This is a genomic window from Pseudomonas sp. Tun-23181, assembly GCF_057415455.1.
In genome coordinates this window covers 4,430,176-4,455,003 of the sequence record NZ_CM171630.1, presented here as the reverse complement: position 1 = coordinate 4,455,003, position 24,828 = coordinate 4,430,176, and the positions used below count along the sequence as shown (strand labels likewise).

Annotated in this window: 24 protein-coding genes and 1 pseudogene; 18 read left to right on the top strand and 7 right to left on the bottom strand. The window is 66.2% G+C overall.

The window, feature by feature from the left end; all coding sequences use genetic code 11:
* Positions 1–287: 287 nt before the first annotated feature.
* Complete coding sequence (locus ACDI39_RS21090) at positions 288–1,781, bottom strand: CoA-acylating methylmalonate-semialdehyde dehydrogenase (protein ID WP_225790914.1); 1,494 nt, start codon at positions 1,779–1,781, stop codon at positions 288–290.
* Between the two features lie 69 nt (positions 1,782–1,850).
* On the bottom strand, positions 1,851–3,197 hold the full coding sequence (aptA, locus tag ACDI39_RS21085) for an omega-aminotransferase AptA (RefSeq protein WP_225790913.1): 1,347 nt from the start codon (positions 3,195–3,197) through the stop codon (positions 1,851–1,853).
* A 118-nt stretch (positions 3,198–3,315) separates the two neighbouring features.
* Here aptA and ACDI39_RS21080 point away from each other — a divergent pair, with 118 nt between their 5' ends.
* The 6 genes from ACDI39_RS21080 to ACDI39_RS21055 all read left to right on the top strand — a co-directional run bounded on the left by ACDI39_RS21080 (position 3,316) and on the right by ACDI39_RS21055 (position 9,227).
* Positions 3,316–4,233, top strand: coding sequence for a LysR family transcriptional regulator (locus ACDI39_RS21080; protein ID WP_225790912.1), 918 nt, complete (start codon positions 3,316–3,318; stop codon positions 4,231–4,233).
* 89 nt (positions 4,234–4,322) lie between these two features.
* The gene (locus ACDI39_RS21075) at positions 4,323–4,985 is read left to right on the top strand and encodes a TetR/AcrR family transcriptional regulator (protein ID WP_225790911.1); all 663 of its coding nucleotides are present in this window, start codon (positions 4,323–4,325) and stop codon (positions 4,983–4,985) included.
* A gap of 9 nt (positions 4,986–4,994) precedes the next feature.
* Positions 4,995–5,579 (top strand): IMPACT family protein, encoded by a 585-nt coding sequence (locus tag ACDI39_RS21070; protein WP_253080407.1) that lies wholly within the window; start codon positions 4,995–4,997, stop codon positions 5,577–5,579.
* 402 nt (positions 5,580–5,981) lie between these two features.
* Complete coding sequence (locus ACDI39_RS21065) at positions 5,982–6,668, top strand: SDR family oxidoreductase (protein WP_225790909.1); 687 nt, start codon at positions 5,982–5,984, stop codon at positions 6,666–6,668.
* A 120-nt stretch (positions 6,669–6,788) separates the two neighbouring features.
* Positions 6,789–8,144 carry an 8-oxoguanine deaminase gene (locus ACDI39_RS21060; protein ID WP_253090962.1) on the top strand — a complete coding sequence of 452 codons (1,356 nt, stop codon included), beginning with the start codon at positions 6,789–6,791 and terminating at the stop codon, positions 8,142–8,144.
* 135 nt (positions 8,145–8,279) lie between these two features.
* Positions 8,280–9,227 carry an adenosine deaminase gene (locus ACDI39_RS21055; RefSeq protein WP_225790907.1) on the top strand — a complete coding sequence of 316 codons (948 nt, stop codon included), beginning with the start codon at positions 8,280–8,282 and terminating at the stop codon, positions 9,225–9,227.
* Between the two features lie 25 nt (positions 9,228–9,252).
* On the opposite strand, the gene ACDI39_RS21050 is transcribed toward ACDI39_RS21055, so the two are convergent.
* Positions 9,253–9,966: an ArsR/SmtB family transcription factor gene (locus ACDI39_RS21050; protein WP_253080409.1), complete on the bottom strand. Its 714-nt coding sequence runs from the start codon at positions 9,964–9,966 to the stop codon at positions 9,253–9,255.
* Between the two features lie 524 nt (positions 9,967–10,490).
* On the opposite strand from ACDI39_RS21050, the gene ACDI39_RS21045 reads away from it, so the two are divergent.
* Positions 10,491–10,688 (top strand): hypothetical protein, encoded by a 198-nt coding sequence (locus ACDI39_RS21045; RefSeq protein WP_368816704.1) that lies wholly within the window; start codon positions 10,491–10,493, stop codon positions 10,686–10,688.
* Here the strand turns inward: ACDI39_RS21045 and ACDI39_RS21040 are convergent.
* Both ACDI39_RS21040 and ACDI39_RS21035 read right to left on the bottom strand, forming a co-directional pair.
* Complete coding sequence (locus ACDI39_RS21040; protein WP_225790904.1) at positions 10,639–11,820, bottom strand: multidrug effflux MFS transporter; 1,182 nt, start codon at positions 11,818–11,820, stop codon at positions 10,639–10,641. The two genes, ACDI39_RS21045 and ACDI39_RS21040, sit on opposite strands and share 50 nt — an antisense overlap.
* A gap of 212 nt (positions 11,821–12,032) precedes the next feature.
* The gene (locus ACDI39_RS21035; protein ID WP_225790903.1) at positions 12,033–12,230 is read right to left on the bottom strand and encodes a cation transporter; all 198 of its coding nucleotides are present in this window, start codon (positions 12,228–12,230) and stop codon (positions 12,033–12,035) included.
* 145 nt (positions 12,231–12,375) lie between these two features.
* Here ACDI39_RS21035 and ACDI39_RS21030 point away from each other — a divergent pair, with 145 nt between their 5' ends.
* From ACDI39_RS21030 to ACDI39_RS21010, 5 genes and pseudogenes are all read left to right on the top strand, one after another.
* A complete protein-coding gene (locus tag ACDI39_RS21030; RefSeq protein WP_225790902.1) occupies positions 12,376–12,762 on the top strand; it encodes a hypothetical protein in 387 nt (128 codons plus the stop codon).
* Positions 12,763–12,814: 52 nt separating this feature from the next.
* Positions 12,815–15,214, top strand: a complete 2,400-nt coding sequence (locus tag ACDI39_RS21025; RefSeq protein ID WP_225790901.1) for a heavy metal translocating P-type ATPase — start codon at positions 12,815–12,817, stop codon at positions 15,212–15,214.
* Positions 15,211–15,636 carry a Cu(I)-responsive transcriptional regulator gene (gene cueR / locus ACDI39_RS21020; RefSeq protein ID WP_225790900.1) on the top strand — a complete coding sequence of 142 codons (426 nt, stop codon included), beginning with the start codon at positions 15,211–15,213 and terminating at the stop codon, positions 15,634–15,636. The genes ACDI39_RS21025 and cueR overlap by 4 nt, the downstream gene beginning before the upstream one ends.
* A gap of 164 nt (positions 15,637–15,800) precedes the next feature.
* Positions 15,801–16,871 (top strand): annotated as a pseudogene (locus ACDI39_RS21015) (cache domain-containing protein); the annotation flags it as partial.
* A gap of 138 nt (positions 16,872–17,009) precedes the next feature.
* Positions 17,010–17,777: a methyl-accepting chemotaxis protein gene (locus ACDI39_RS21010; protein WP_410896982.1), complete on the top strand. Its 768-nt coding sequence runs from the start codon at positions 17,010–17,012 to the stop codon at positions 17,775–17,777.
* Positions 17,778–17,811: 34 nt separating this feature from the next.
* Here ACDI39_RS21010 and ACDI39_RS21005 read toward each other — a convergent pair whose 3' ends face one another.
* Together ACDI39_RS21005 and ACDI39_RS21000 are read right to left on the bottom strand one after the other, a co-directional pair.
* Positions 17,812–18,600 carry an AraC family transcriptional regulator gene (locus ACDI39_RS21005; protein ID WP_486537010.1) on the bottom strand — a complete coding sequence of 263 codons (789 nt, stop codon included), beginning with the start codon at positions 18,598–18,600 and terminating at the stop codon, positions 17,812–17,814.
* Positions 18,601–18,706: 106 nt separating this feature from the next.
* Positions 18,707–19,984: an acetyl-CoA C-acetyltransferase gene (locus tag ACDI39_RS21000; RefSeq protein ID WP_253080411.1), complete on the bottom strand. Its 1,278-nt coding sequence runs from the start codon at positions 19,982–19,984 to the stop codon at positions 18,707–18,709.
* A 119-nt stretch (positions 19,985–20,103) separates the two neighbouring features.
* Between ACDI39_RS21000 and ACDI39_RS20995 the strand changes: the two genes are divergently transcribed.
* The 6 genes from ACDI39_RS20995 to ACDI39_RS20970 all read left to right on the top strand — a co-directional run bounded on the left by ACDI39_RS20995 (position 20,104) and on the right by ACDI39_RS20970 (position 24,793).
* Positions 20,104–21,456 (top strand): 3-oxoacyl-ACP reductase, encoded by a 1,353-nt coding sequence (locus tag ACDI39_RS20995; RefSeq protein ID WP_253080412.1) that lies wholly within the window; start codon positions 20,104–20,106, stop codon positions 21,454–21,456.
* A gap of 2 nt (positions 21,457–21,458) precedes the next feature.
* The gene (locus ACDI39_RS20990; RefSeq protein ID WP_253102586.1) at positions 21,459–22,310 is read left to right on the top strand and encodes a MaoC family dehydratase; all 852 of its coding nucleotides are present in this window, start codon (positions 21,459–21,461) and stop codon (positions 22,308–22,310) included.
* Between the two features lie 194 nt (positions 22,311–22,504).
* Complete coding sequence (locus ACDI39_RS20985) at positions 22,505–22,810, top strand: MazG-like family protein (RefSeq protein WP_225790475.1); 306 nt, start codon at positions 22,505–22,507, stop codon at positions 22,808–22,810.
* Positions 22,807–23,556: a methyltransferase domain-containing protein gene (locus ACDI39_RS20980; protein ID WP_225790476.1), complete on the top strand. Its 750-nt coding sequence runs from the start codon at positions 22,807–22,809 to the stop codon at positions 23,554–23,556. The genes ACDI39_RS20985 and ACDI39_RS20980 overlap by 4 nt, the downstream gene beginning before the upstream one ends.
* Before the next feature lie 21 nt (positions 23,557–23,577).
* Positions 23,578–24,213, top strand: a complete 636-nt coding sequence (locus tag ACDI39_RS20975) for a DUF4136 domain-containing protein (RefSeq protein ID WP_225790477.1) — start codon at positions 23,578–23,580, stop codon at positions 24,211–24,213.
* Between the two features lie 19 nt (positions 24,214–24,232).
* Positions 24,233–24,793 (top strand): DUF4136 domain-containing protein, encoded by a 561-nt coding sequence (locus ACDI39_RS20970; RefSeq protein WP_225790478.1) that lies wholly within the window; start codon positions 24,233–24,235, stop codon positions 24,791–24,793.
* Positions 24,794–24,828: the final 35 nt, after the last annotated feature.

Sequence of the window (24,828 nt, the reverse complement as noted above, 5' to 3'; positions counted from 1 at the left end):
ACTCGCTGCGATCGCTCGTAGCGGGAGGCGAATCATACAGCGTTACCGCCTGCTGTCAACTGCCTTTTGCACCGCTGCCGATCTAGGGACCGAAGCTCTTCCGATACTACCCGAAGCGTTCAACTCGTTGAATCTCAAGGAGTTTTTCGTTTCGACTACGTCGGAAGTGGGGCGCATTATAAGGGGATTCGAAACCCCGTCAACCGTTATTTTCATAAATCTTTAAATAAAGAGCACAGCACAAACAAAACGGGGAGGCCTACTGGCCTCCCCGCTTCACTGCTTCATTACAGGCTTGGGAACGCGAACTGCGACGCCTCATGGCTGGCGCGCTGCGGCCAACGCTGGGTGATCGCCTTGCGACGGGTATAGAAGCGCACACCATCCGGGCCATAGGCGTGCAGGTCGCCGAACAGCGAGCGCTTCCAGCCACCAAAGCTGTGGTAGGCCACCGGCACCGGCAGCGGCACGTTCACGCCGACCATGCCTACTTCGATCTCGTCGCAGAACAGGCGCGCCGCCTCACCGTCACGGGTGAAGATGCAGGTACCGTTGCCGTACTCGTGCTCGTTGATCAGGCGCATGGCATCTTCCAGGCTGTTCACACGCACCACGCACAGCACCGGGCCAAAGATCTCTTCTTTATAGATGCGCATTTCTGGGGTCACGTTGTCGAACAGGGTGCCCCCCACGAAGTAGCCGTCTTCATGACCGGCCACACGCAAGCCACGCCCGTCGACCACCAGCTTGGCACCAGCCGCCACGCCGTCGTCGATGTAGCCAACCACCTTGTCACGGGCCGCCGCGGTCACCAGCGGGCCCATGTCCAGGCCGCAGGACGTGCCGGCACCGATCTTCAGCGCCTTGATCTGTGGCTCCAGCTTGGCGATCAGCGCATCAGCGACCTGGTCACCTACGCACACCGCCACCGAGATGGCCATGCAACGCTCACCGCACGAACCGTAGGCGGCGCCCATCAGTGCGCTGACCGCGTTGTCCAGGTCGGCATCGGGCATCAGCACGGCGTGGTTCTTCGCGCCGCCCAGGGCCTGCACGCGCTTGCCGCGCTTGGTGCCTTCGGCATAGATGTATTCGGCGATCGGGGTCGAGCCGACGAAGCTCAGGGCCTTGACCTCGGGCGCCTCGATCAGTGCATCGACCGCTTCCTTGTCGCCATTGACCACGTTGAGGATACCCTTCGGCAGGCCAGCCTCGTGCAGCAGTTGGGCAATGAACAGAGTCGAGCTCGGGTCACGCTCGGACGGCTTGAGGATGAAGGCGTTACCGCAGGCGATGGCCAGCGGGTACATCCACAGCGGCACCATGGCCGGGAAGTTGAACGGGGTGATGCCGGCGACGATACCCAGCGGCTGGAAGTCCGACCAAGCATCGATGTTCGGGCCGACATTGCGGCTGTACTCACCCTTGAGCAGTTCTGGCGCTGCACAGGCGAACTCGACGTTCTCGATACCGCGCTTGAGCTCACCGGCGGCGTCTTCCAAGGTCTTGCCGTGCTCCTCGCTGATCATCTGCGAGATACGCGCCTCGTTCTGCTCCAGCAGTTGCTTGAAGCGGAACATCACCTGGGCACGTTTGGCCGGCGGGGTGTTGCGCCAGGCAGGGAAAGCGGCCTTGGCAGAATCGATGGCCGCCTGGATGGTGGCGCGGCTGGCCAGCTCGACCTTGCGGGTGCTCTCGCCAGTGGCTGGGTTGAAGACATCGGCGGTGCGCTCGCCCTTGGAAACCAGCTCGCCGTTGATCAGGTGCTGAACGATGCTCATGCAGAACTCCAAGTAAAGAAGGTTGATGCAGGCGCGTGGGTGTGCGCCTGCCGTCAGAGTCGGAAAAGATCAGTCGATCTGGTTCAGGGCTTCGCCCACCGCGTCGAACAGGCGGTCCAGTTCCTGCGGCTGGGTATTGAAGGTCGGGCCGAACTGCAGGGTGTCGCCACCGAAGCGGACATAGAAGCCCGCCTGCCACAGCTTCATCGCAGCCTCGTACGGACGCACGATGGCATCGCCGTCACGCGCAGCGATCTGGATGGCACCAGCCAGGCCGTAGTTGCGGATGTCGATGACGTTCTTGGTGCCCTTGATGCCGTGCAGCACCTTCTCGAAGTGCGGCGCCAGCTCGGCGGCCGACTGCACCAGGTTCTCCTTCTGCAGCAGGTCCAGCGCGGCGATACCGGCGGCGCAGGCCACAGGGTGGGCCGAGTAGGTGTAGCCATGGGGGAATTCCACGGCGTATTCCGGCGTCGGCTGGTTCATGAAGGTCTGGTAGATCTCGCTGCTGGCGATCACCGCGCCCATGGGGATGGCGCCGTTGGTGACCTGCTTGGCGATGCACATCAGGTCCGGCGTCACACCGAAAGCTTCCGAGCCAGTCATGGCCCCCATGCGGCCGAAGCCGGTGATGACTTCGTCGAAGATCAGCAGGATGTTGTGCTGGCTGCAGATCTCGCGCAGGCGCTTGAGGTAGCCCTTCGGCGGCGGCAACACACCGGCCGAGCCGGCCAGGGGCTCGACGATCACCGCGGCGATGTTCGAAGCATCATGCAGCTCGATCAGCTTGAGCATTTCGTCGGCCAGGGCGATGCCGCCCTCCTCCGGCATGCCTTTGGTGAAGGCATTGCCCGGCAGCAGGGTGTGCGGCAGGTGATCGACGTCCAGCAACTGACCGAACAGCTTACGGTTGCCATTGACGCCACCCAGGCTGGTACCGGCGATGTTCACCCCGTGGTAGCCACGGGCACGGCCGATGATCTTGGTCTTGGTGGCCTGGCCTTTCAGGCGCCAGTAGGCGCGCACCATCTTCAGCGCGGTATCGGCGCACTCGGAGCCGGAGTTGGTGAAGAACACATGGTTGAGGTCGCCCGGAGTCAGATCGGCGATCTTCTCGGCCAGTTGGAACGACAGCGGATGGCCGAACTGGAAGGCCGGCGAGTAATCCAGCACGCTGACCTGGCGCGCCACGGCCTCGGAGATTTCCTTGCGGGTATGCCCGGCACCGCAGGTCCACAAGCCGGACAGGGCGTCGAAGATCTTGCGGCCCTTGTCATCGACCAAATAGCTGCCTTCGGCCGCCACGATCATGCGGGGGTCACGCTGGAAGTTACGGTTGGCGGTGTAGGGCATCCAGTGGGCATCCAGCTTGAGCTGGCTGGCGATACCGGCGGAAGCGGTTTCGGGCATGTTCATCGGCGGTTCCTCGGAAGACGATTAGGCAACGATGGATGTTGTTGCAGCTAAGTTGTCACGGGGATAAAGTCTGAAAAACCCAACATTTCTAATCTTCAGTTAGTAGAAGACTAAACTTATGAGCCGACGTCCCGATCCCCTGGCCCAGGTCAGCGACTTCGACATCCGCCTGCTGAAGATCTACCGCAGTGTGGTCGAGTGCGGGGGGTTCTCGGCTGCGGAGAACGTCCTCGGAATCGGCCGCTCGGCCATCAGCCAGCAGATGAACGACCTGGAGCAGCGCCTCGGCCTGCGCCTGTGCCAACGGGGGCGCGCCGGCTTCTCACTGACCGAGGAAGGCCGCGAGGTGTACCACTCGGCCCTGCAACTGCTCAGCGCCCTGGAGACCTTCCGCACCGAGGTCAACGGCCTGCACCAGCACCTGCGCGGCGAGCTGAACATCGGCCTGACCGACAACCTGGTGACCCTGCCGCACATGCGCATCACCCATGCCCTGGCCGAGCTCAAGGACCGTGGCCCGGACGTGCGCATCCAGATCCGCATGATCGCCCCCAGCCAGGTCGAGCAAGGTGTGCTCGACGGCAGCCTGCATGTCGGCGTAGTGCCCCAGACCAGCCCGCTCTCGGGCCTGGAATACCAACCGTTGTACAGCGAGCGCTCGCTGCTCTACTGCGCGGTCGGCCACCCGCTGTTCTATGCCGACGACCAGCAGATCGACGACGACCGGCTCAACAGCCAGGAGGCCATCGCCCCGACCTTCCGCCTGCCCGCCGACATCCAGGCGCACTACCAGGCCCTGCGTTGCACCGCCAGCGCCTCGGACCGCGAGGGCATGGCCTTTCTCATCCTCACCGGGCGCTACATCGGCTACCTGCCCGACCACTACGCCACGTTCTGGGTCCAGCAGGGCCGCCTGCGAGCCCTGAAACCCAGCGAGCGTTTCTACGACCTGAGCCTGAGCTGGGTGACGCGCAAGGGACGACGGCCGAACCTGGTGCTGGAAAGCTTCCTGGATAGCCTGGCAGCGACACGCTGATGCCTGTCGCTGACGCCAATGCTTGTCACTTCGGCACAGGAAGGTAATCTGTCCGACATCCGTTGCCACAGACCCGTACGGAATCGTCCATGACCCTTGAAGTCCCTGCGCATCGTCCCTCCGCCTCCGGCAAGCCCGCCGGCCGCATCCGCCAGAAGAACGAACAGGCCATCATCCAGGCCGCCGAAGACGAGTTCGCCCGCCACGGTTTCAAGGGCACCAGCATGAACACCATCGCCCTGAAGGCAGGCTTGCCAAAGGCCAACCTGCACTACTACTTCACCAACAAGCTGGGCCTGTACATCGCCGTGCTCAGCAACATCATCGAGCTGTGGGACAGTACCTTCAACGCCCTGAGCGTCGAGGACGATCCAGCCCAGGCGCTGAGCCAGTACATCCGCACCAAGATGGAGTTCTCCCGGCGCAACCCACAAGCCTCGCGGATCTTCGCCATGGAAGTGATCAGCGGCGGGCAGTGCCTGAGCGAATACTTCAGCGCCGACTACCGCGAATGGTTCCGTGGCCGTGCCGCGGTGTTCCAGGCCTGGATCGATGCCGGCAAGATGGACCCGGTCGACCCCGTGCACCTGATCTTCCTGCTCTGGGGCAGCACCCAGCACTATGCCGACTTCGCCACCCAGATCTGCCAGGTCACCGGCCGCAGCCGCCTGACCAAGCAGGACATGGAAGACGCCAGCAACAACCTTATCCACATCATTCTCAAAGGCTGCGGCATCACTCCGCCCGCCTGAACCGGACCTATGCCTTCTACCCTGCTCGAGCTCTGCGAATTCCGCGAGGAAATCCGCAAGAGCCGCTTCATCACCCTCGCCGCCCCGATCACCAGCGCAGCCGAGGCGATGGCCTTCATCGAACGCCACAGCGACCTGGCGGCAACCCATAACTGCTGGGCCTGGAAGCTCGGCGCGCAGTACCGCAGCAGCGACGACGGCGAGCCCGGCGGCACCGCCGGCCGGCCGATCCTCGCCGCCATCGAGGCCCAGGACTGCGACCAGGTGGTGGTGCTGGTGATCCGCTGGTACGGCGGCATCCAGCTCGGTACCGGTGGCCTGGCCCGCGCCTACGGCGGCGGCGCCAACAAATGCCTGCAGCAGGCGCCCAAGCGGGTACTGGTGCAGCGCAGCGAATACCGCTGCAGTTGCAGCTTCAGCGAGCTGGCGCTGCTCAAGCTGCGTCTGGCGGAAGCCGACGGTCTGGTGCTGGACGAGCAATTCACGGCCAACGGGGTGGACCTGCACCTGGCGCTCGGCGAAGCACACCTGGAGAGGCTGCAACAACAACTGGCCGACCTCAGTCGTGGTCGGATCCACCTTGAAGCGTGCTGACGTTTCCCACAACTACTGTGGGCCTGCCTGTGGATAAGCTTGGGGCATTCTGTTGCAAGCCTTTACCCCCAAGGCCTGCAGGGTGTTGAGCATATTTTGATCACAGGCATGTGACAGCCGGGCAAGCGATCCCGAATCAATGAGTTATCCCCAGTTTCGGCGCCCGTGCCCCCTCTGCCGCCAGCATTCGACAGCGCTCCCGCTTGCACACAGATACTGTGGAGCAGCTTGTGGATAAGCCGTGAACCACCCGGCCGGAGCCCGACGGCGTCGGCCTCGGGGCGCATTGGTCATTTTTTGTTCGGTTCCGGCGAATGTCTTCGTCCCATGCCATGAAGGCGACAGGACAATACCTGGAGTATGCTCCAAGACCCTTCCTGAACCTGCTCAAGGAGTATCGAGATGCCCGCAAACAAGACTGCCCTGATCATCGGCGCCTCCCGTGGGCTGGGGCTGGGCCTGGTACGACGCCTGCACGAGGATGGCTGGAACGTCATCGCCACCGTCCGCGACCCGCATAAGGCCGATGACCTGCGCACCCTCCCCGGTGTGCGCATCGAGACCCTGGAAATGAACGACGGTGCCCAACTGGACGCCTTGCGCCAGCGCCTGCAAGGGGAAGTGTTCGACCTGCTGTTCGTCAACGCCGGTGTCATGGGCCCACTGCCACAGAACCTGGAAACCGTCCAGCCCAAGGAGGTGGGCGACTTGTTCATGACCAATGCCGTGGCGCCGATCCGCGTCGCCCGGCGCCTGGTCGGGCAAGTCCGCGAAGGCTCCGGCGTGCTGGCCTTCATGAGCTCGATCCTGGGCAGCGTGACCATCCCCGACGGCGGCGAGATCTGCCTGTACAAGGCCAGCAAGGCGGCCCTCAACTCGATGATCAACAGCTTCGTGGTCGAACTGCAGCGCCCCGACCTCTGCGTGCTGGCGATGCACCCAGGTTGGGTCAAGACCGACATGGGCGGCGAGAATGCCGAGATCGACGTGCTGACCAGCACCCAAGGCATGCTCGAGCAGATCAAGGCACAAAGCGGCAATGGCGGCCTGCGCTTCATCAACTACAAGGGCGAGGCCCTCATCTGGTGAATTGAAAGCCGCGTGGCGAGGCAGTAGACTCGATGCCTCGCCCACACGGCGGACCTGGATCAGCAGACAGGGCAACACTGAGCTGGCTAACCTGAACCCACCTTCAGAGGAGCCGGCACCATGCCTGCGACCCGTATCTGGTTGAAATCCCCGCTTGCCATCTTCACCGCCAACGATGCCGACGCCCGCAGCGGCCTGGTCATCGAAGACGGCCGTATCACCCAACTCCTGGCCCTCGGCGAAAGCCCCAGCCTGCCGTGCGAACAGGTCTTCGACGCCCGCGAGCACGTGGTCCTGCCCGGCCTGATCAACACCCACCACCACTTCTACCAGACCCTCACCCGCGCCTGGGCGCCGGTGGTCAACCAACCGCTGTTCCCCTGGTTGAAGACCCTCTACCCAGTCTGGGCACGCCTCACCCCGGCCAAGCTGGCACTGGCCAGCCAGGTGGCCCTGGCGGAGCTGCTGCTGTCGGGCTGCACCACCGCCGCCGACCATCACTACCTGTTCCCCCAGGGCCTGGACAATGCCATCGACGTGCAGGTCGAGGCCGTGCGCAAGCTGGGCATGCGCGCCATGCTGACCCGCGGCTCCATGAGCCTGGGCGAGGCCGATGGCGGCCTGCCGCCGCAACAGACGGTGCAACAGGGCGAAGTGATCCTGGCCGACAGCCAGCGACTTATCCACAGTTACCACGAACGGGGTGACGGCGCGCGCATCCAGATCGCCCTGGCACCCTGCTCGCCATTCTCGGTCACTCCCGAAATCATGCGTGCCAGCGCGGCCCTCGCCGAAGAACTGGATGTGCGCCTGCACACCCACCTGGCCGAAACCCTCGATGAAGAGGACTTCTGCCTGCAACGCTTCGGCCTGCGCACCGTCGACTACCTGGACAGCGTCGGCTGGCTCGGCCCACGCACCTGGCTGGCCCATGGCATCCACTTCAACGCCGAGGAAATCGCCCGCCTCGGCGCTGCCGGCACCGGTATCTGCCATTGCCCGAGCTCGAACATGCGCCTGGCCTCGGGCATCTGCCCGACCGTCGACCTGGAAGCGGCTGGCGCACCCGTTGGCCTCGGCGTCGATGGCTCGGCCTCCAACGACGCCTCGAACATGATCCTCGAGGCGCGCCAGGCCCTGTACCTGCAGCGCCTGCGCTATGGCGCCGAACAGATCACCCCGCAACGCGCCCTGGGCTGGGCCACCCGTGGCTCGGCACGCCTGCTGGGCCGCGACGACATCGGCGAACTGGCGGTGGGCAAGCAGGCCGACCTCGCCCTGTTCAAGCTCGACGAACTGCGCTTCTCTGGCAGCCACGACCCACTCTCGGCCCTGCTGCTGTGCGGCGCCGACCAGGCCGATCGGGTCATGGTCGGTGGCCAGTGGCGCGTCATCGACGGGCAGATCGAAGGGCTGGATGTACAGGGCCTGATCGCCGATCACCGCCAGGCAGCGGCCCGCCTGATCGCCGGTTGACTTCACGGGCCGTTGTACGCCCCCATCGCCGGCTAGCCGGCGATGGGCTGCAAGGCAGCCCCAAGGCCTCGACTGAACAGCATCGGCTCCAGCCCTGTAGAATGACGGCAACCGTACCTGATCGAGACTACACACATGTATGACTGGCTCAACGCCTTGCCCAAGGCGGAACTGCACATGCACCTGGAGGGCTCGCTGGAGCCGGAGCTGCTGTTCGCCCTGGCCGAACGCAACAAGATCGCCCTGCCCTGGGCCGACGTGGAAACCCTGCGCAGCGCCTATGCCTTCAACAACCTGCAGGAGTTCCTCGACCTCTACTACCAAGGCGCCGATGTCCTGCGCACCGAGCAGGACTTCTACGACCTGACCTGGGCCTACCTGCAACGCTGCAAAGCACAGAACGTGGTGCACACCGAACCCTTCTTCGATCCGCAGACCCACACCGACCGGGGCATCCCCTTCGAGGTGGTGTTAGGCGGCATCCGCCAGGCCCTCAGGGATGGCCATGAACAACTGGGCATCAGCAGCGGGCTGATCCTGAGCTTCCTGCGCCACCTGAGCGAAGAGGAGGCACACAAGACCCTCGACCAGGCGCTGCCATTTCGCGATGCCTTCATCGCCGTGGGCCTGGACAGCTCCGAGCAAGGCCACCCGCCGAGCAAGTTCCAGCGCGTCTTCGAACGCGCCCGCGCCGAAGGCTTCCAGGCCGTCGCGCACGCTGGCGAAGAAGGCCCACCCGAGTACATCTGGGAAGCCCTCGACCTGCTGAAGATCAAGCGTATCGACCACGGCGTGCGCGCCATCGAGGACGAACGCCTGATGCAACGCATCATCGACGAGCAGATCCCCCTGACCGTCTGCCCGTTGTCGAACACCAAGCTCTGTGTGTTCGAGCACATGGGCCAGCACAACATCCTCGAAATGCTCGAGCGTGGCGTCAAGGTCACGGTCAACTCCGATGACCCGGCCTACTTCGGCGGCTATGTCACCGAGAACTTCCATGCCCTGCACATCCACCTGGGGATGACCGAAGACCAGGCCCGGCGCTTGGCACAGAACAGCCTGGATGCCCGCCTGGCCTGAGACCTGCCCGGCGTTGCGGGTACGGCTATCCGACCTGCAACGCTGGCACGTGGGCGATACGGTTGATGCACTGGATGCCCAGCGCTGAAATCTGCAACAGCCGGGAGCCCTCCTGTTCGCGTATCCAGCCTGACTGCAGGAACAGCCTGAGCAGCGCCTGCCCCAGGCTGCCCCCCAGGTGCGGGCCCTGGTCGCTCCATTCGCTGCAACGGCAGATGGTGCACTCGCCCTGCTGCGGCGAGGCCAACGCCTCGGTGTAGACGCCGATGGCCGCCAGCTGCGTACGCCCTTCCAGGCTGATCCGCGGTTGCAGGTCGCTCCCTTCCAGCCAACCGGCCGCGACCAGCCGCTGGTAGAGATCGCTCGCCAGCTCGCCGCCCAGGTGAGCACCGCAGCGGCGCGCCCGGCGCATCGACAGGGGCACTTGCAGCGGCGCCGCCTGCCCAGGCTGCGATCCGTTGTCCTTCAGTTGCAGGCTGGCCAGAGCCTCCACCGCCGCACCGACGGCCGGCGAGGCCAGGCGGAAATAGCGTTTGCGCCCCCGCGCCTCGAGCTTGAGCAAGCCGGCCGACGACAGCAACGACAGGTGCGCACAGGCAGACGAGGCGGTCAGCCCAGTCATGTCGGCCAACTCGTCGGTAGGACGGGGAATGCCATCGATCAGCGCCCACAACATGGCGCTGCGTTTCGGGTCGGCCATCAGGCCGGCGACCTGGCTGATACTGCTGACTGCTTTCATATCCCTGTAACTCCCTGCAAGGTCACGTCTTGTTCCAGTGGCCAGCCATGGCAGCGAAACGGCCGTGCGGCATGCCGGCCCACCTGCAAGGGCAGTCATCGCTTGCCGCTCCCTGGCAGGGAAGTGTCTCTCGCTGGCACTGACCGCAGCAGCCAGTATAAGTCGCGCGCCGGCGACGCGACCTGGCAGCCCACGGCACAAAACCGCAGGGTATCCCGACCCTCTACCCACCAGCAGACGCAGATTCGCCGAGGCCGCGTTGCCCGGAAGAAAGCCTGGCAGCCCACGGTAGCGAGCGTTCGGTGCTGGCGGGAGCAAGCTCGGGCAAGCATGCCCTGGAACAATGCCGACAACGCGCTTCATCAAGTACGGCAAACAAAAGCGAAGCGTCCACATGCAGCCCCACTGGGCAGCCGACCGGCCCGAGACCACGACCGTCAGTCAGGAGATCCCACGCCGGTCATGGCGAACACAAGCGGCGGCGCTACACTTCATCCGCTCTCACCCAGTGGAGGTAGGCCGCGATGAAGATTGTCGTCAGTGCGTCGAACCGCAACCCCAACTGTCCATGGCAGGTACGCCTCGACCAACATGTGGTGAGTTTTCGCAGTGAAGCGCAGGCGCGTGCCTTCGTCGCCACGCTGGAATCCCGCCTGCAGGCGCCTCACCCACTCACGCCGGACGCCTGGCCTGCAAGCGCCGAGTCAGCATCGCGACACTGACCACCAGCGCACCGCACAGGCTGATCACCAAGGCCATCGGCACCGCGCTGCCATCGTGCAGCAGGCTCACCAGCGCCGCCGCGCCCGCGGCGACGCTGAACTGGACGCACCCCATCAGCGCCGAGGCACTGCCGGCCCGTGCGCCCTGCCCACTCATGGCGCACGCCGAGGCATTGGGGATGATGCAGCCCAGGCTGGCGATGCACGCGAACAGCGGCACCAACAATGGCCACAACTGCGCCGGCCGCCATGCCGCCATGCCCAGCAGCACCAACCCCGCCCCCAGGTACAGCCACACGGCCCGCCCCAACAGGAAGGCCGGACCACGCTTGGCCAGCAGGCGCGCATTGACCTGGGCGACGAGGATGAAACCCGCGGCATTGGTGCCGAACAGCCAGCCGTAGTGCTCGGGGGGCACGCCATACAGCTTGATGAACACGAACGGCGAACCGGCGATGTAGGCGAACATGCCGGCGATGGCGATGCCCCCGGTCAGCGCATGGCCCATGAACACCCGGTCGCCCAGCAGCCGCAGGTACTGGCGCAACGCCCCCGACAGCGGCTGGCGCGGCATGTCCGGCGCCAGGCTCTCCGGCAGGCCCAGGCTGACCGCCAGCAAGCAGGCGGCGCTGAACAGGCCCAGGGCGAGGAAGATCGATTGCCAGCCCGCGAGGTTGACCAGCACCCCGCCCAGCATCGGCGCGAGGATCGGCGCCAGGCCCATCACCAGCATCAGTTGCGAGAACACCTTGGCCGAAGCCACCGCGTCGCACTTGTCGCTGACGATCGCCCGCGACAGGACCATCCCGGCGCAGCCGCCCAGGGCCTGGACGAAGCGCGCCAGGATCAGGGTGTCGAGGTTCGGCGCATAGGCGCAGGCCAGCGAGGCCAGGGTGAAGAGCGTGATGCCGAACATGAGCGGCTTGCGCCGGCCGAAGCGGTCGGCCACCGGGCCATAGGCCAGTTGGCCGAGGGACAGGCCGAGGAAATAGGCGGCCAGGGTGGTCTGGACATGTTTCTCGTCGGTGGCGAAGGCTTGCGCCATGGCCGGGAAGGCGGGCAGATAGAAGTCGATCGCCAATGGCCCGAACGCACTGAGGGCGCCCAGGATCAGCACAATTCGCAGGTTCATCAGGAATCCATAGCAGGCTAAGCAAGTGGGTAAGTCTACCTGCTGCAGGCAGCACCGGTATGAAAACCTTTGTAACAGTTACTGGAGAGATCGCCCAGTCCCATGGGCCGCGCTGGGGTGGCAGAGAACATCGAGAGCAGTTTTGTAGCCATCTGGGGCCGCTTCGCAGCCCCAAATACCGGCTTAACGCTGTCAAACATCGAAAGGCGGTTTCAGGCCACTTCAGCCTGGTACCCTTGCTCGCGAATCGCCGCCAGGATCCGCTCACCCGCCACCTGGCTCTGTACCCGTACCTGCTTGCCCGCCAGGTCCACCTCCACCTGGGCTGCCGCGTCCAGGTCCTGTACCGCGCGGGTCACCGCCTTCACGCAGTGGCCGCAGGTCATGCCTTGCACATTGAACACTTGCATCGGTCCTACCTCCTTCAGGGTTTGCCGCAGTTTCAGGCTTGCCATCATGGCAAGGTCAAGTTCTGCCCGAAACGGCCGGGGTGGAAATCCGCGTGCGGCTCGGCCAAGCTGCGCCTTTGACGATTCGGCAAGCAGGAGATTCTTCATGTTCAGGGCAGCATTGGGCCTGGTCGGGCTGCTAGGCGCACTGGCGGTGGTGCCACCGGCCAGCGCCGAAGGCAACTCGGACTACAGCGTATTGGTCATTTCCCGGGAGCGCCTGGAAGTGGCCAGCAGTTGCGAGATCGGCATCTACCTCAACGACCAGTTGGCCGGCCGCCTGTTCCAGGAACAGTCGACCTCGTTCAACCTGCCGCCAGGGCCCGTGGACGTCCGCCTGCGCCTGCTGCCAGGGCAGACACCCGGCTGCGCCCCAGGGATCGAGGACCAACGCAGCACCCGCCTGAACCTGCAAGCCGGACAAATCAGCAAGTACCGCATTGCCACGGGTCACCAGGGCCTGGAGTTGAAGCGCGCCAGCCTGGGCTATTGACCTTACCAACGTGGCAAGCTTGATGCTGGAGGCCAGTCCAAGGAGGAGAGCCATGTCCGCATCCACCACTTTCGACCTGCCGATCTCCGGCATGACCTGCGCCAGCTGCGCTGGCCGCGTCGAGCGCGCCTTGCGCAAGGTCACCGGCGCCGAGCAGGTCAGCGTCAACCTTGCCACCGAACAGGCCCGGGTCCAGGCCCCGGCCGGCAGCCTGCCAGCCCTCGTCGATGCGGTACGGGAGGCTGGCTACGGCGTGCCGACCCGCACCGTCGAGCTGCAGATCGGCGGCATGACCTGCGCCAGTTGCGTAGGCCGCGTCGAACGCGCCCTGGGCAAGTTGCCGGGCGTCGAGCAGGTCAGCGTCAACCTGGCCAGCGAGCGCGCCCACCTCGAAGTCCTCGCGGCCGTCGACGACAGCCTGTTGCTCCAGGCCGTGGAAAAAGCCGGCTACAGCGCCAGCCTGCCTCACACCACCCATGACGACCAAGCACAAGCCCTGCGCCGCCTGCGCAACGAACGCCTGGCGGTTGCCGCCGCGCTGCTGCTGGCCCTGCCGCTGGTGCTGCCGATGCTCGGCCAGCCGTTCGGCCTGCACTGGATGCTGCCGGCCTGGGCGCAGTTCCTGCTGGCGACGCCGGTACAGTTCATCCTCGGCGCCCGCTTCTACGTGGCCGCCTGGAAGGCCGTGCGTGCCGGTGCCGGCAACATGGACCTGCTGGTCGCCCTGGGCACCAGCGCCGGCTATGGCCTGAGCCTGTACGAATGGGCCCGTGCCCCGGCCGGCCTGCAGCCACACCTGTACTTCGAAGCCTCGGCGGTGGTGATCGCCCTGGTGCTGCTGGGCAAGTACCTGGAAAGCCGCGCCAAGCGCCAGACCGCCAGTGCCATCCGGGCGCTGGAGGCGCTGCGCCCGGAGCGGGCCGTGCGGGTGCTCGACGGCCACGAGGAAGACGTGGCGATCAGCCAGTTGCGCCTGGGCGACCTGGTGCTGGTCAGGCCCGGCGAACGTTTCCCGGTCGATGGCCAGGTGCTCGAAGGCAGCAGCCACGCCGACGAGGCCCTGATCAGCGGCGAAAGCCTGCCGGTGCCCAAGCAGCCTGGCGACCCGGTCACCGGAGGCGCCATCAACGGCGAGGGCCGTCTGCTGGTACGCACCCTGGCCCTCGGCACCGAGACCGTGCTGGCCCGCATCATCCGCCTGGTCGAGGATGCCCAGGCAGCCAAGGCACCGATCCAGAAGCTGGTGGACCGGGTCAGCCAGGTGTTCGTACCGGCGGTGCTGGTCGTCGCGCTGGTCACCCTGGCCGGCTGGTGGCTGGCCGGTGCGCCGCTGGAAAACGCCCTGATCAATGCCGTCGCCGTGCTGGTGATCGCCTGCCCATGCGCCCTCGGCCTGGCCACTCCCGCCGCCATCATGGCCGGCACCGGCGTGGCTGCCCGCCACGGCATCCTGATCAAGGACGCCGAAGCGCTGGAGCGCGCCCATGCAGTGAATCGCGTGGTCTTCGACAAGACCGGCACCCTCACCTCCGGCAGCCCCCGCGTGGTCCACAGCCAGGCCCTCGACGGCGACCGAGGCGAACTGCACCGCCTGGCCGGCGCTCTGCAGCGGGGCAGCGAACACCCGCTGGCCAAGGCGGTACTCGATGCCTGCGCCGAGCAAGGCCTGCACGTGCCGCAGGTGGCCGACAGCCAATCCCTCACCGGCCGTGGCATCGCCGGGCGGGTGGAGGGCCGCGAACTGGCCCTGGGCAACCGCCGCCTGCTCGACGAGAGCGCCCTGCAAGCGGGCGAACTGGCCGCCAAGGCCCAGGCCTGGGAAGCCGAAGGGCGCACCCTGTCCTGGTTGATCGAGCGCGGGCCACAGCCTCGGGTGCTGGGCCTGTTCGCCTTCGGCGACAGCCTCAAACCAGGCGCCGGGCAGGCTATCCATGCATTGCACGAGCAAGGCATCAGCAGCCACCTGCTGACCGGCGACAACCGTGGCAGTGCCAAGGTGGTGGCCGATGCCTTGGGCATCGACGACGTGCATGCCGAAGTGCTGCCGGCCGACAAAGCGGCCACGGTGGCGGCGCTCAAGCGCAATGGCGTGGTGGCCATGGTCGGCGACGGCATCAACGACGCCCCTGCACTGGCCGCCGCCGACATCGGCATCGCCATGGGCGGTGGCACCGACGTGGCCATGCAGGCTGCCGGGATCACCCTGATGCGTGGCGATCCGCGCCTGGTGCCCGCCGCCCTGGAGATCAGCCGCAAGACCTACGCGAAGATCCGCCAGAACCTGTTCTGGGCTTTCATCTACAACCTGATCGGCATTCCCCTGGCCGCCTTCGGCCTGCTCAACCCGGTGCTGGCTGGCGCGGCCATGGCGTTGTCCAGCGTCAGCGTGGTGAGCAATGCCCTGTGGCTGAAGACCTGGAAGCCCACCGCCCCCCGACAGGAGGCCCCATGAACATCGGCCAAGCCGCCCGCCGCAGCGGGCTCAGCACCAAGATGATCCGCTACTACGAGTCCATCGGCCTGCTCAAGCCGGCCAAACGCAGCGACAGCGGCTACCGTCTGTACCAGCAGGACGACCTGCACACGCTGGCCTTCATCAAGCGCTCCCGTGACCTGGGGTTCTCCCTGGACGAGGTGGCCAGGCTGCTGACCCTCTGGCAGGACCGCCAGCGTGCCAGTGCCGATGTGAAGGCCCTGGCGATGCAGCATATCGAGGCGTTGAACCGGCGTATCGAGGAACTCGTTGGGCTGCGCGATACCTTGGGCGAGCTGGTTGCCCATTGCCATGGCGATGACCGGCCGGATTGCCCGATCCTCAAGGACCTGGCCAATGGCAGCGGTTGCTGCCGGGGCAAGGACAAATCCCTGGGCTGAAGCATTCAAGCGGTACTGGGGCTGCTTTGCAGCCCTGAGCGCCACTGGCATCCCCAGGCCATCCAAACACGACCGCACAGTCACCAAACACGACCTCGCCCAATAAATACGGGAACTTCCCTACAAAAAAACCAGACGCTGCCGATCTCTTGGACACCTGCCTCATGTGTCGCACAAGAAAAACTCCGGGAGCGTGGATGAACATCAAACAGAAACTGACCTGGGCCTTCGCCGTCATCGCCGGCCTGCCCATCGTCCTCGTGGCCACCCTGGTGGTCCTCAACCTGCGCGGCGAAGCCCGCGAGGACTTCCTCGACAACAGCAGTCGGGAAATCCGCCAGGTCAGCAACGCGATGCATATCTTCTTCCAGGGCATCGACCAGAACGTGAACTACCTGGCCGCCCAGCCGCTGGTCGCCGCCACCGGCGACAACCTGAACAAGTACCTGGCCACCAACCCCAGCAACGAGCTGGGCGAGCAGGACAAGCAAGTCCTCGAGTTCTTCACCCGCCTGGCGCAGGTCCACCCCAGCTACGCCTATGTCTCGTACGGCGTGAACGACGGCGGCTACGTCGGCTGGCCGGCCGGGCAGAAGTTCTCCAACTACGACCCGCGCCAACGCCCGTGGTACCAGTTGGCGATGGCCAACCCCGGCAAGACCGTGCGCACCGGCGCCTATTACTGGGCCGCCGACGATGCCGTCCTGATCAGCACCGTGCGGGCAGTCCCCAACGCCCTCGGCAACCCTGGCGGCGTCGTCAACATCGACGTTTCCCTGAACGGGCTCACCGAGATCGTCAAGAAGATCAAGCTCGGCGACAGCGGCTACCTGATGCTCGTGGAAAAGAACGGCAACGTGATGGTCGACCCGCGAGATGCCAGCCACAACTTCAAGCAGTTGGCCAGTTTCGGCGATGGCTACGCGGCCCTCGCCAAGGCCGGCCAAGGCCTGGTCGAGGTGGAGCTGGGCGGGGAGCGCTACATGGCCAACGTCTACCCTGACGAGCAACTGGGCTGGACCTTCATCGGCCTGATCCGCCACGACGAAGTGATGCAGACCACTACCCGCCTGACCTGGCTGATCGGCATCATCGCCTTGGCCTTGGCCGCCGTGTTCGCGGTCGTCGGTACGGCCTTCGCCAAGCTCATCGTGCGGCCGATCAACAGTGTCACCAACGGCCTGGAAGACATCGCCCAAGGCGAAGGCGACCTGACCCGCAGCCTGGAGGTTCGCGGGCGCGACGAAACCGCCCAGTTGGCCAACTGGTTCAACCAGTTCCTCGGCGCCATCCGCAGCCTGATCCAGCACATCGGTACCGCCGCCGGGCAGATCCTCCACACCTCCAGCAGTTCGACCCGTGTCTCCGGCGACATGGCCGAAGCCGCCGGCCGCCAGCGCGAGGCCGTGGACATGGTCTCCACCGCGTTCCATGAAATGGTCGCCACCGCCAACGAGGTCGCCCGCTCCTGCAGCCAGGCCGCGCAGTCGGCCGACAGCGGCCAGCAACAGGCCCGCGAAGGCCAGCAGCAGATCGACGCGGCGGTGCAAAGCGTCGACCGCCTGAGCCAGGAGATCGAGCAGTCGGCCCAGTCGATCCAGCAGCTCGAGCGCGACAGCAATGCCATCCAGTCGATCCTCGGCACCATCCGTTCGATCGCCGAGCAGACCAACCTGCTGGCCCTCAACGCCGCCATCGAGGCCGCCCGCGCTGGCGAGCAGGGCCGTGGCTTCGCCGTGGTCGCCGACGAAGTTCGCGCCCTGGCCAAGCGCACCGCCGACTCCACCGCCGAGATCGATGGCCTGCTGGGCAACCTGGCCGCCCGTACCGCCGAAGTCGCCGAGCAGATGCACGCCAGCCTGGAGGTTTCGCAGCAGTCGGTCAGCCGCATCGGCATGGCCCGCGACAGCTTCGGGCAGATCCGCGAGTCGGTGGACATCATCCGCGACATGAACACCCAGATCGCCACGGCTGCCGAAGAGCAACACCAGGTGGCCGAGGACATCAACCGGCATATCAGCCAGATCCATGGCGATGCGCAGTTGGTGGCCGAACTGGCCCAGGCCGCCAGGCAGGACTCCGAAAGCCTGGCAGGGCTGTCCAACGAGCTGGACGCGCTGGTACGACGCTTCCGAACCTGAGTCCACCGGGGCTGCTTCGCAGCCCCGGTATTCGTTACAAGCGCAACTCCCCAGGCGTCGCCCCGAACAGCTGCTTGAACGCGGCGATATACGCCGAAGTGGAATCGTACCCACAGCCCAGCGCCGCCTCGGTCACGCTCTCCCCCGCCTCCAGCAAGGCCAGGGACGACAAGAGCCGCATGCGCTGGCGCCAATTGCGAAAACTCAGGCCCGTCTCACGCTGGAACAGGCGCATCAGGGTCTTCTCCGAACACGCCAACTGCTGGGCCCACTGCCGCAAGGTCTGGGGTCGGTCCGGCTCGGCGATCAATCCGTTGCACAGCGCCAACAGGCCTGGGTGGCGCGGCAACGGCAGGGAGAACCCCACCTCCGGCAGGGTGCGCAACTGGTCGAGCAGCACCGCCACCAGCCGCGCCTCGGCGCTATCGTTTTCCGGGTACTCCGGCGGGTACAGGCAGAACTGCTTGATCAGCTCCCGTACCAGAGGGGTCACTTCCAGCACCCGGCACTGTTCCTCGGCCCAAGGGCAGGCATCGCGGCGCACGTAGAGGCTGCGCATCTCGGCTTGCATCGAGGTCACCACTTCATGCTCGATGCCAGCGGGGATCCACACCCCCCACTGGGGTGGGGCGAAATAGCTGCCATCGCTGGTGTAGACGCCGAGCACGCCACTGATGGCATAGGAGAACTGCACCCAGTCGTGGCGGTGGCGGGTGGTCCAGGAGCCGGCGCCCAGGCTTTCGGCGCGGGCGTAGAGCGGCCTGGGCAGGTGCTCCAGAGCGGGGATGGCACGAGGGGTGGGAAGCTGTCCGGTACTCGACATGACGGGTTCGTGTGTTGCAGAAGTGACAAGCCTAACAGAGATTCGTCAGGGGCCAGTGTCAGTCGGGGTCCTGACTCACCGACACTGGGCCCAACCTGCGAAGCACTCAACGCTCGACGATCGCCGTCACCCCCTGTCCCCCCGCCGCACAGATGGAGATCAGCCCCCTGCCCTTGCCAGCCTTGGCCAACAGCTTGGCCATGTTCGCCAAAATCCGCCCGCCCGTGGCCGCGAAGGGATGCCCCGCCGCCAGCGAGCTGCCCTTCACATTGAGCCTGCTGCGATCGATCGCCCCCAGCGGCGCCTCCAACCCCAGGCGGGTGCGGCAGTACTCCTCGTCCTCCCAGGCCTTAAGCGTGCACAGCACCTGGGCGGCGAAGGCCTCGTGGATCTCGTAGTAATCGAAGTCCTGCAAGGTCAGGCCATTGCGCGCCAACAGACGCGGCACGGCATACACCGGGGCCATCAGCAGCCCCTCCTGGCCCTTGACGAAATCCACCGCGGCGGTTTCGCCATCGACCAGGTAGGCCAGCACCGGCAGGCCACGCTCCTCGGCCCATTGCTCGCTGCCGAGCAGCACCAGCGAGGCGCCGTCGGTCAGCGGCGTGGAATTGCCCGGGGTCAAGGTGCCCAGGCCGCTGCGGTCGAACACCGGCTTGAGCTTGGCCAACTGCTCCAGCGTCAGGTCCGGACGCAGGTTGTTATCGCGGGTCAGGCCCAGGTAGGGCGTGAGCAGGTCGTCATGCCAGCCTTCGACGAAGGACGCCGCCAGGTGCTGGTGGCTGAGCAGGGCCAGCTCGTCCTGCTCGGTGCGGCCGATCTGCCAGCCCTGGGCCATGCGCTCGCAGTGCTCGCCCATGGAAAGCCCGGTGCGCGGCTCGACATTGCGCGGCAACTCGGGCTTCAAGTGCCTGGGACGCAGCTTGAGGAAAGGCTTGAGCCGTTCGCCCAGGTGCTTGCCGCGATTGGCCTGCAACAGGATGCGACGCAGGCCTTCGTTGACCCCGATCGGAACATCGGAGGTGGTATCGACGCCGCCAGCGATCCCGCACTCTATCTGCCCCAGGGCAATCTTGTTGGCCACCAGCAGCGCCGCCTCCAGGCCCGTGCCGCAGGCCTGCTGGATATCGTAGGCCGGCGTTTGCGGCGACAGACGCGAACCGAGCACGCACTCGCGGGTCAGGTTCATGTCGCGGGCATGCTTGAGCACCGTGCCCGCCGCCACCTCGCCCAGGCGCAGGCCATGCAGGCGATAGCGCTCGACCAGGCCTTCGAGGGCGGCGGTAAGCATCGCCTGGTTGCTGGCATTGGCATAGGCCCCGTTGGAGCGGGCGAAGGGGATTCGGTTGCCACCCAGGATCGCGACCCGGCGAGGTGAGCGCATGCGTATGTTCCTCCTGAAACAATTTCGATCCGTACAGCCTAGGTCTTTTTACCGCATTCGAACGTCCCGCCCGCAAACTTGGTCCACACTTGCATGCTTGCCTTCAGGGAGAACCGTACATGAGCGATCGCTATCTCGGCTTTGCCAACTCCAACCTGGGCCGCCGCCTCGTCGATGCCCTCGGCCTGCCTCGCCCGGCCCCCTTGCAGCGCTGGCAGGCTGGCCGCCTGCGGCCGGTGGAAGGCGCACTGGTGCTGGGTGGCGGGCCATTGGCGAGCACGCTCGAGGCCATCGCCGCACGCCTGACCACCGAGCTCTACAGCTTCAACGTCGAAGGCCTGCAAGCCCCGGCCTGGGTCGCCGGGCTCGGCCCCAGGCTCCAGGCGGTGGTGTTCGATGCCAGCCACCTGTCCGACAGCGACGAGCTGCGTCAGTTGCGCGAGTTCTTCCAGCCCCTGCTACGCAGCCTCGCCCCCTGTGCCCACGTGGTGATCCTCGGCCGCGCGCCAGAAAGCCTCGACGACCCGCTGGCCAGCGTAGCCCAGCGCGCCCTGGAAGGCTTCAGCCGCTCGCTGGGCAAGGAGCTGCGCAACGGCGCCACGGCGCAACTGCTGTATGTCGGTGCCGGCGCCGAGGACCAGCTCGAAGGCGCCCTGCGCTTCTTCCTCTCGCCCAAGAGCGCGTTCGTCTCCGGCCAGGTCCTGCGCCTGGAGGCCTGCGCCAGCCAGGTCGAGGACTGGACCCGCCCCCTGGCCGGGCGTCGCGCCCTGGTAACCGGCGCGGCGCGGGGTATCGGCGCGGCCATTGCCGAAACCCTGGCCCGCGATGGCGCCGAGGTGACCCTGCTCGACGTACCACCGGCGCAGCAGGACCTCGACGCCCTCGCCGCCCGCCTCGGCGGCCGTGCCCTGGCCCTGGACATCTGTGCCAGCGATGCCCCGGCGAAACTGCTCGACGCCCTCCCCGAAGGCATCGACATCGTGGTCCACAACGCCGGCATCACCCGCGACAAGACCCTGGCCAACATGACGCCCGAATACTGGGACGCGGTCATGGCGGTCAACCTCAAGGCGCCCCAGTTGCTGACCCAGGCGCTGCACGAGGCCGGTGCCCTCGGCGAAGACGCGCGCATCACCCTGCTCGCTTCGGTCAGCGGTATCGCCGGCAACCGCGGCCAGGCCAACTATGCGGCGAGCAAGGCCGGCCTGATCGGCTTCGCCCAGGCCTGGGCGCCGAAACTGGCCGAGCGCGGCGGCACCATCAATGCCGTGGCGCCGGGCTTCATCGAGACCCACATGACCGCCGCCATGCCCATGGCCCTGCGCGAGGCCGGGCGCCGCCTGAGCTCGCTGGGCCAGGGCGGGCAGCCCCAGGATGTCGCCGAGGCCGTGGCCTGGCTCAGCCAACCCGGCTCCGGTGCGGTGAATGGCCAGGTCCTGCGGGTCTGCGGCCAGGCACTGATGGGGGCCTGAACATGAACCGGCAATGGCATGACCTGCACACCCCCGAATCGCGCGCCAGCCTCTACCTGCGGGCGCTGGGCAAACGCAAGATCCACGGCACCCGCCTACCCGAGACCGGCCTGCGCTGTTTCCTGCGGGTGCAGCCCGACAACCTGTCGGCCTATCGACGACTCTGCCATTTCGCCGACCATGGCCAACTGCCGCCGACCTATCCCCATGTCATGGCCTTTACCCTGCAACTTCAGTTGTTGACGGCCCGTGACTTCCCCTTCCCGTTGCTCGGCCTGGTTCACTTGCACAATGCCATCGAGGTGCATCGCCCGTTGGGTGGGGTCGATGGCCTGCGTTTCGCGGTGTATGTCGACGCTCTGAAACCCCATGCCAAGGGCGGCACCTTCGACCTGGTCACCGAAGCCGAGGATGCGCTAGGCCCGCTCTGGCGCGAGAGCAGCCGCATGCTGGTGCGGGGCCTGCAGCTTGACGGGCAAGCCGATGAGGAAACGGAGCTCGAGCCCGGCAACCTGCCCGAGGTCACCCGTTGGTATGCCGACCGCGACATCGGCCGGCGCTATGCCAACGTCTGCGGCGACTACAACCCGATCCACCTGAGCGCCCCCAGCGCCCGCCTGTTCGGTTTTCCCAAGGCCATCGCCCATGGCATGTGGAGCAAGGCCATGGCGATGGCCGCGCTGCAAGGCCACCTGCCGGCCAGCGGTTATGCCTTCGAGGTGGATTTCCGCAAGCCGGTGCGCTTGCCGTCCGAGGTGGTGCTCAGCGCCAGCGAGGCCGGGCCGGAAGGTATCTTGCGCCTGGATGGGCATGGCGAACGGGTGCACATGCTCGGGCGGTGGCGCGCGCTCTAGAGCCAAGCGGCATTGGGGCTGCCTTGCAGCCCATCGCCGGCAAGCTCCCGCAAGGTGCGAGTCGACCACGCATGATGCGGTTTGCAGGGCCCCTGTGGGAGCCGGGTTGCCGGCGATGGGGCGCGAAGCGGCCCCAATGCACTTGCTTTGCACAAAGGCTCATCCGAAGCTATGCGCCAAGAGGAGAGCCCCCGATGAACCTGCAAGAACTGACCGAACGCCTGCACCGGATCCGCGACACCAACGACTGGCGCGGCTTCCACAGCCCGAAGAACCTGGCCATGGCCGCCAGCGTGGAGATGGCCGAACTGGTGGAGATCTTCCAGTGGCTGAGCGAGGACGAGTCACGCCAGCTACCCCCCGAGCAACTCGCCCATGCCGGCCAGGAGGTCGGCGACGTGGTGCTGTACCTGTTGCTGCTGTGCAGCGAACTGGGCCTGGACATGGAACAGGTGGTGCGCGCCAAACTGGCCGACAGCGAGAGGCGTTTCGCCCGATGAACGACCGTCACTTCGATGAGCTGGCCAGCCGCTTCGCCGAGAAGATCTATGGCGGCGCCAAGGGTGCCATCCGCCTGGCCGTACTCCAGGCCGACCTGGCCGAGGCCCTGCCCGATCGCCCCCTGCGCGTGCTGGATATCGGCGCCGGCCTCGGCCACATGGCCCTGTGGCTGGCCGAGCGCGGCCACCAGGTGACCCTCGCCGAGCCCGCCGCCCCCATGCTCGACGGTGCTCGGGCACGCTTCGCCGAGGCAGGCCAGCAGGCCACCTTCATCCAGGCACCCTGGCAGGACCTGCTCGGCCAGCTGACCGAACCCTTCGACCTGGTCCTGTGCCATGCCGTGCTGGAATGGCTGGCCGAACCCGAGAGCATCCTGCCGGTGCTGCACCAGCTGACCGCCCCAGGCGGCTGGTTGTCGCTGGCGTTCTACAACCGCGACGCACTGATCTACCGCAACCTGCTCAAGGGCCATTTCCGCAAGCTGCGCAGCAACCGCCTGGCCGGCGAGAAGCAGAGCCTGACCCCGCAAAAACCCCTTGATCCCCGCGAGCTCAAGGCGCAACTTGAACCCATGTGGCAGGTCGAAAGCGAAAGTGGTGTGCGGATTTTCCACGACTACATGCCCAAGGAGTTCCAGGCCAAGGCCGAATTGCTCGACCTGCTGGAAATGGAGCTGGCCCACCGCCGACATCCAAGCTTCGCCGGGCTGGGCCGCTACCTGCACTGGGTCTGTCGCCCGCACTGACCCGCCTGCCGGGAGGAACACATGCGGTACCGTCTCTTGTGCCTGCCCCTGCTGCCCCTCGCCCTGGCTGCCTGCCAGGGCAGCAACCCCTATGTCGCCAGCGGCCGCCCCCTGCCGCCAGCCCCGCCCCAGGCGGCCAGCACCTTCGATGCCAGTGCCTACCCGGCAGCCCCTCGTGACTACGGGCGCTATCGCAGCTGGAGCTGGCGCAACGGCCAACTGCCCAGCGCCAGTGCCAGTGCCGACCCGGCGCAACTGGCCGAGGCGGTCAGCAGCGCCCTCGACCAGCACGGCCTGCGCCCGGCCCGGGGTGGCAGCGCCGACCTGCTGGTCAGTGCCGACATGCGCCTGGAGCGACGCCTGCGCCAGGTCCGCGACTACGACTACTACGACCCCTACTACGGCCCGTACCCCTATGGCGGCATCGGCTACGGCGGCTACCGCCACGGCTACGGGGCCTACGGCAGCGTGCCGATCGTGCGCACCTACGAGGTCGAAGTGATGGTGGTGCGGATCGATCTGTTCGATGCCCGCGATGGCCAGCCGGTATGGAGCGCCAGCGCCGAGAGCGGCAGCGACAGGAGCTCGCCACGCGACCGCGAGAAGGCCTTGCGCGAATCGGTGCACAAGGCCCTCGACGGCTATCCTCCCAGTTAACCTGCACCGGAGAACCATCATGTTGCGCCGCCTCGTTCTGCTGTCGTTCACGCTGCTGCTGGCCGCGTGCGCGAGCAACAACGTCACCCAGGATTTCGACGCCAGCCGCGACTTCGCCGGGTACCGCAGTTGGGCCTGGCAGGAGCCGGCATTGCAGTACCGCCCGGACGATCCGCGGATCAAGAGCGACCTGACCGAACAGCGCATCCGCCAGGCCGTCGCCGACCAGCTCGACCAGCGCGGCCTGCGCCCGGCGCAGGCCAATGCCCGGCCAGACGTCAGGGTGCGCACCTACCTGATCGTCGAGCAGCGCCAGCAGCAGATCACCACCAACTACGGCGGAGCCTGGGGCGGCTATTGGGGAGGCTACTGGGGCGGGCCGATGTACAACGAAACCCGCAGCGTCGACTACAAGGTGGCGACCATCCAGGTCGACCTGTTCGATGGGCGCGACGGCAAGCTGGTCTGGCGCGGCAGTGCCGAGCAGATCATGAACAACTATCCGCCCAGCCCGCAGGAGCGCAATGCCGCGATCCAGAAGACCGTCGCGCAATTGATGAGCAACTATCCACCGCGTTGAGGCGCTGACGGCCACTCGATCAAGGCAATTTGCCA

Coding starts and splice junctions, on each gene's coding strand:
- ACDI39_RS21090 (WP_225790914.1), bottom strand. CDS start 1,781: ATGAGCATCGTTCAGCACCTGATCAACGGCGAGCTGGTTTCCAAGGGC.
- aptA (WP_225790913.1), bottom strand. CDS start 3,197: ATGAACATGCCCGAAACCGCTTCCGCCGGTATCGCCAGCCAGCTCAAG.
- ACDI39_RS21080 (WP_225790912.1), top strand. CDS start 3,316: ATGAGCCGACGTCCCGATCCCCTGGCCCAGGTCAGCGACTTCGACATC.
- ACDI39_RS21075 (WP_225790911.1), top strand. CDS start 4,323: ATGACCCTTGAAGTCCCTGCGCATCGTCCCTCCGCCTCCGGCAAGCCC.
- ACDI39_RS21070 (WP_253080407.1), top strand. CDS start 4,995: ATGCCTTCTACCCTGCTCGAGCTCTGCGAATTCCGCGAGGAAATCCGC.
- ACDI39_RS21065 (WP_225790909.1), top strand. CDS start 5,982: ATGCCCGCAAACAAGACTGCCCTGATCATCGGCGCCTCCCGTGGGCTG.
- ACDI39_RS21060 (WP_253090962.1), top strand. CDS start 6,789: ATGCCTGCGACCCGTATCTGGTTGAAATCCCCGCTTGCCATCTTCACC.
- ACDI39_RS21055 (WP_225790907.1), top strand. CDS start 8,280: ATGTATGACTGGCTCAACGCCTTGCCCAAGGCGGAACTGCACATGCAC.
- ACDI39_RS21050 (WP_253080409.1), bottom strand. CDS start 9,966: ATGAAAGCAGTCAGCAGTATCAGCCAGGTCGCCGGCCTGATGGCCGAC.
- ACDI39_RS21045 (WP_368816704.1), top strand. CDS start 10,491: ATGAAGATTGTCGTCAGTGCGTCGAACCGCAACCCCAACTGTCCATGG.
- ACDI39_RS21040 (WP_225790904.1), bottom strand. CDS start 11,820: ATGAACCTGCGAATTGTGCTGATCCTGGGCGCCCTCAGTGCGTTCGGG.
- ACDI39_RS21035 (WP_225790903.1), bottom strand. CDS start 12,230: ATGCAAGTGTTCAATGTGCAAGGCATGACCTGCGGCCACTGCGTGAAG.
- ACDI39_RS21030 (WP_225790902.1), top strand. CDS start 12,376: ATGTTCAGGGCAGCATTGGGCCTGGTCGGGCTGCTAGGCGCACTGGCG.
- ACDI39_RS21025 (WP_225790901.1), top strand. CDS start 12,815: ATGTCCGCATCCACCACTTTCGACCTGCCGATCTCCGGCATGACCTGC.
- cueR (WP_225790900.1), top strand. CDS start 15,211: ATGAACATCGGCCAAGCCGCCCGCCGCAGCGGGCTCAGCACCAAGATG.
- ACDI39_RS21010 (WP_410896982.1), top strand. CDS start 17,010: ATGGCCGAAGCCGCCGGCCGCCAGCGCGAGGCCGTGGACATGGTCTCC.
- ACDI39_RS21005 (WP_486537010.1), bottom strand. CDS start 18,600: ATGTCGAGTACCGGACAGCTTCCCACCCCTCGTGCCATCCCCGCTCTG.
- ACDI39_RS21000 (WP_253080411.1), bottom strand. CDS start 19,984: ATGCGCTCACCTCGCCGGGTCGCGATCCTGGGTGGCAACCGAATCCCC.
- ACDI39_RS20995 (WP_253080412.1), top strand. CDS start 20,104: ATGAGCGATCGCTATCTCGGCTTTGCCAACTCCAACCTGGGCCGCCGC.
- ACDI39_RS20990 (WP_253102586.1), top strand. CDS start 21,459: ATGAACCGGCAATGGCATGACCTGCACACCCCCGAATCGCGCGCCAGC.
- ACDI39_RS20985 (WP_225790475.1), top strand. CDS start 22,505: ATGAACCTGCAAGAACTGACCGAACGCCTGCACCGGATCCGCGACACC.
- ACDI39_RS20980 (WP_225790476.1), top strand. CDS start 22,807: ATGAACGACCGTCACTTCGATGAGCTGGCCAGCCGCTTCGCCGAGAAG.
- ACDI39_RS20975 (WP_225790477.1), top strand. CDS start 23,578: ATGCGGTACCGTCTCTTGTGCCTGCCCCTGCTGCCCCTCGCCCTGGCT.
- ACDI39_RS20970 (WP_225790478.1), top strand. CDS start 24,233: ATGTTGCGCCGCCTCGTTCTGCTGTCGTTCACGCTGCTGCTGGCCGCG.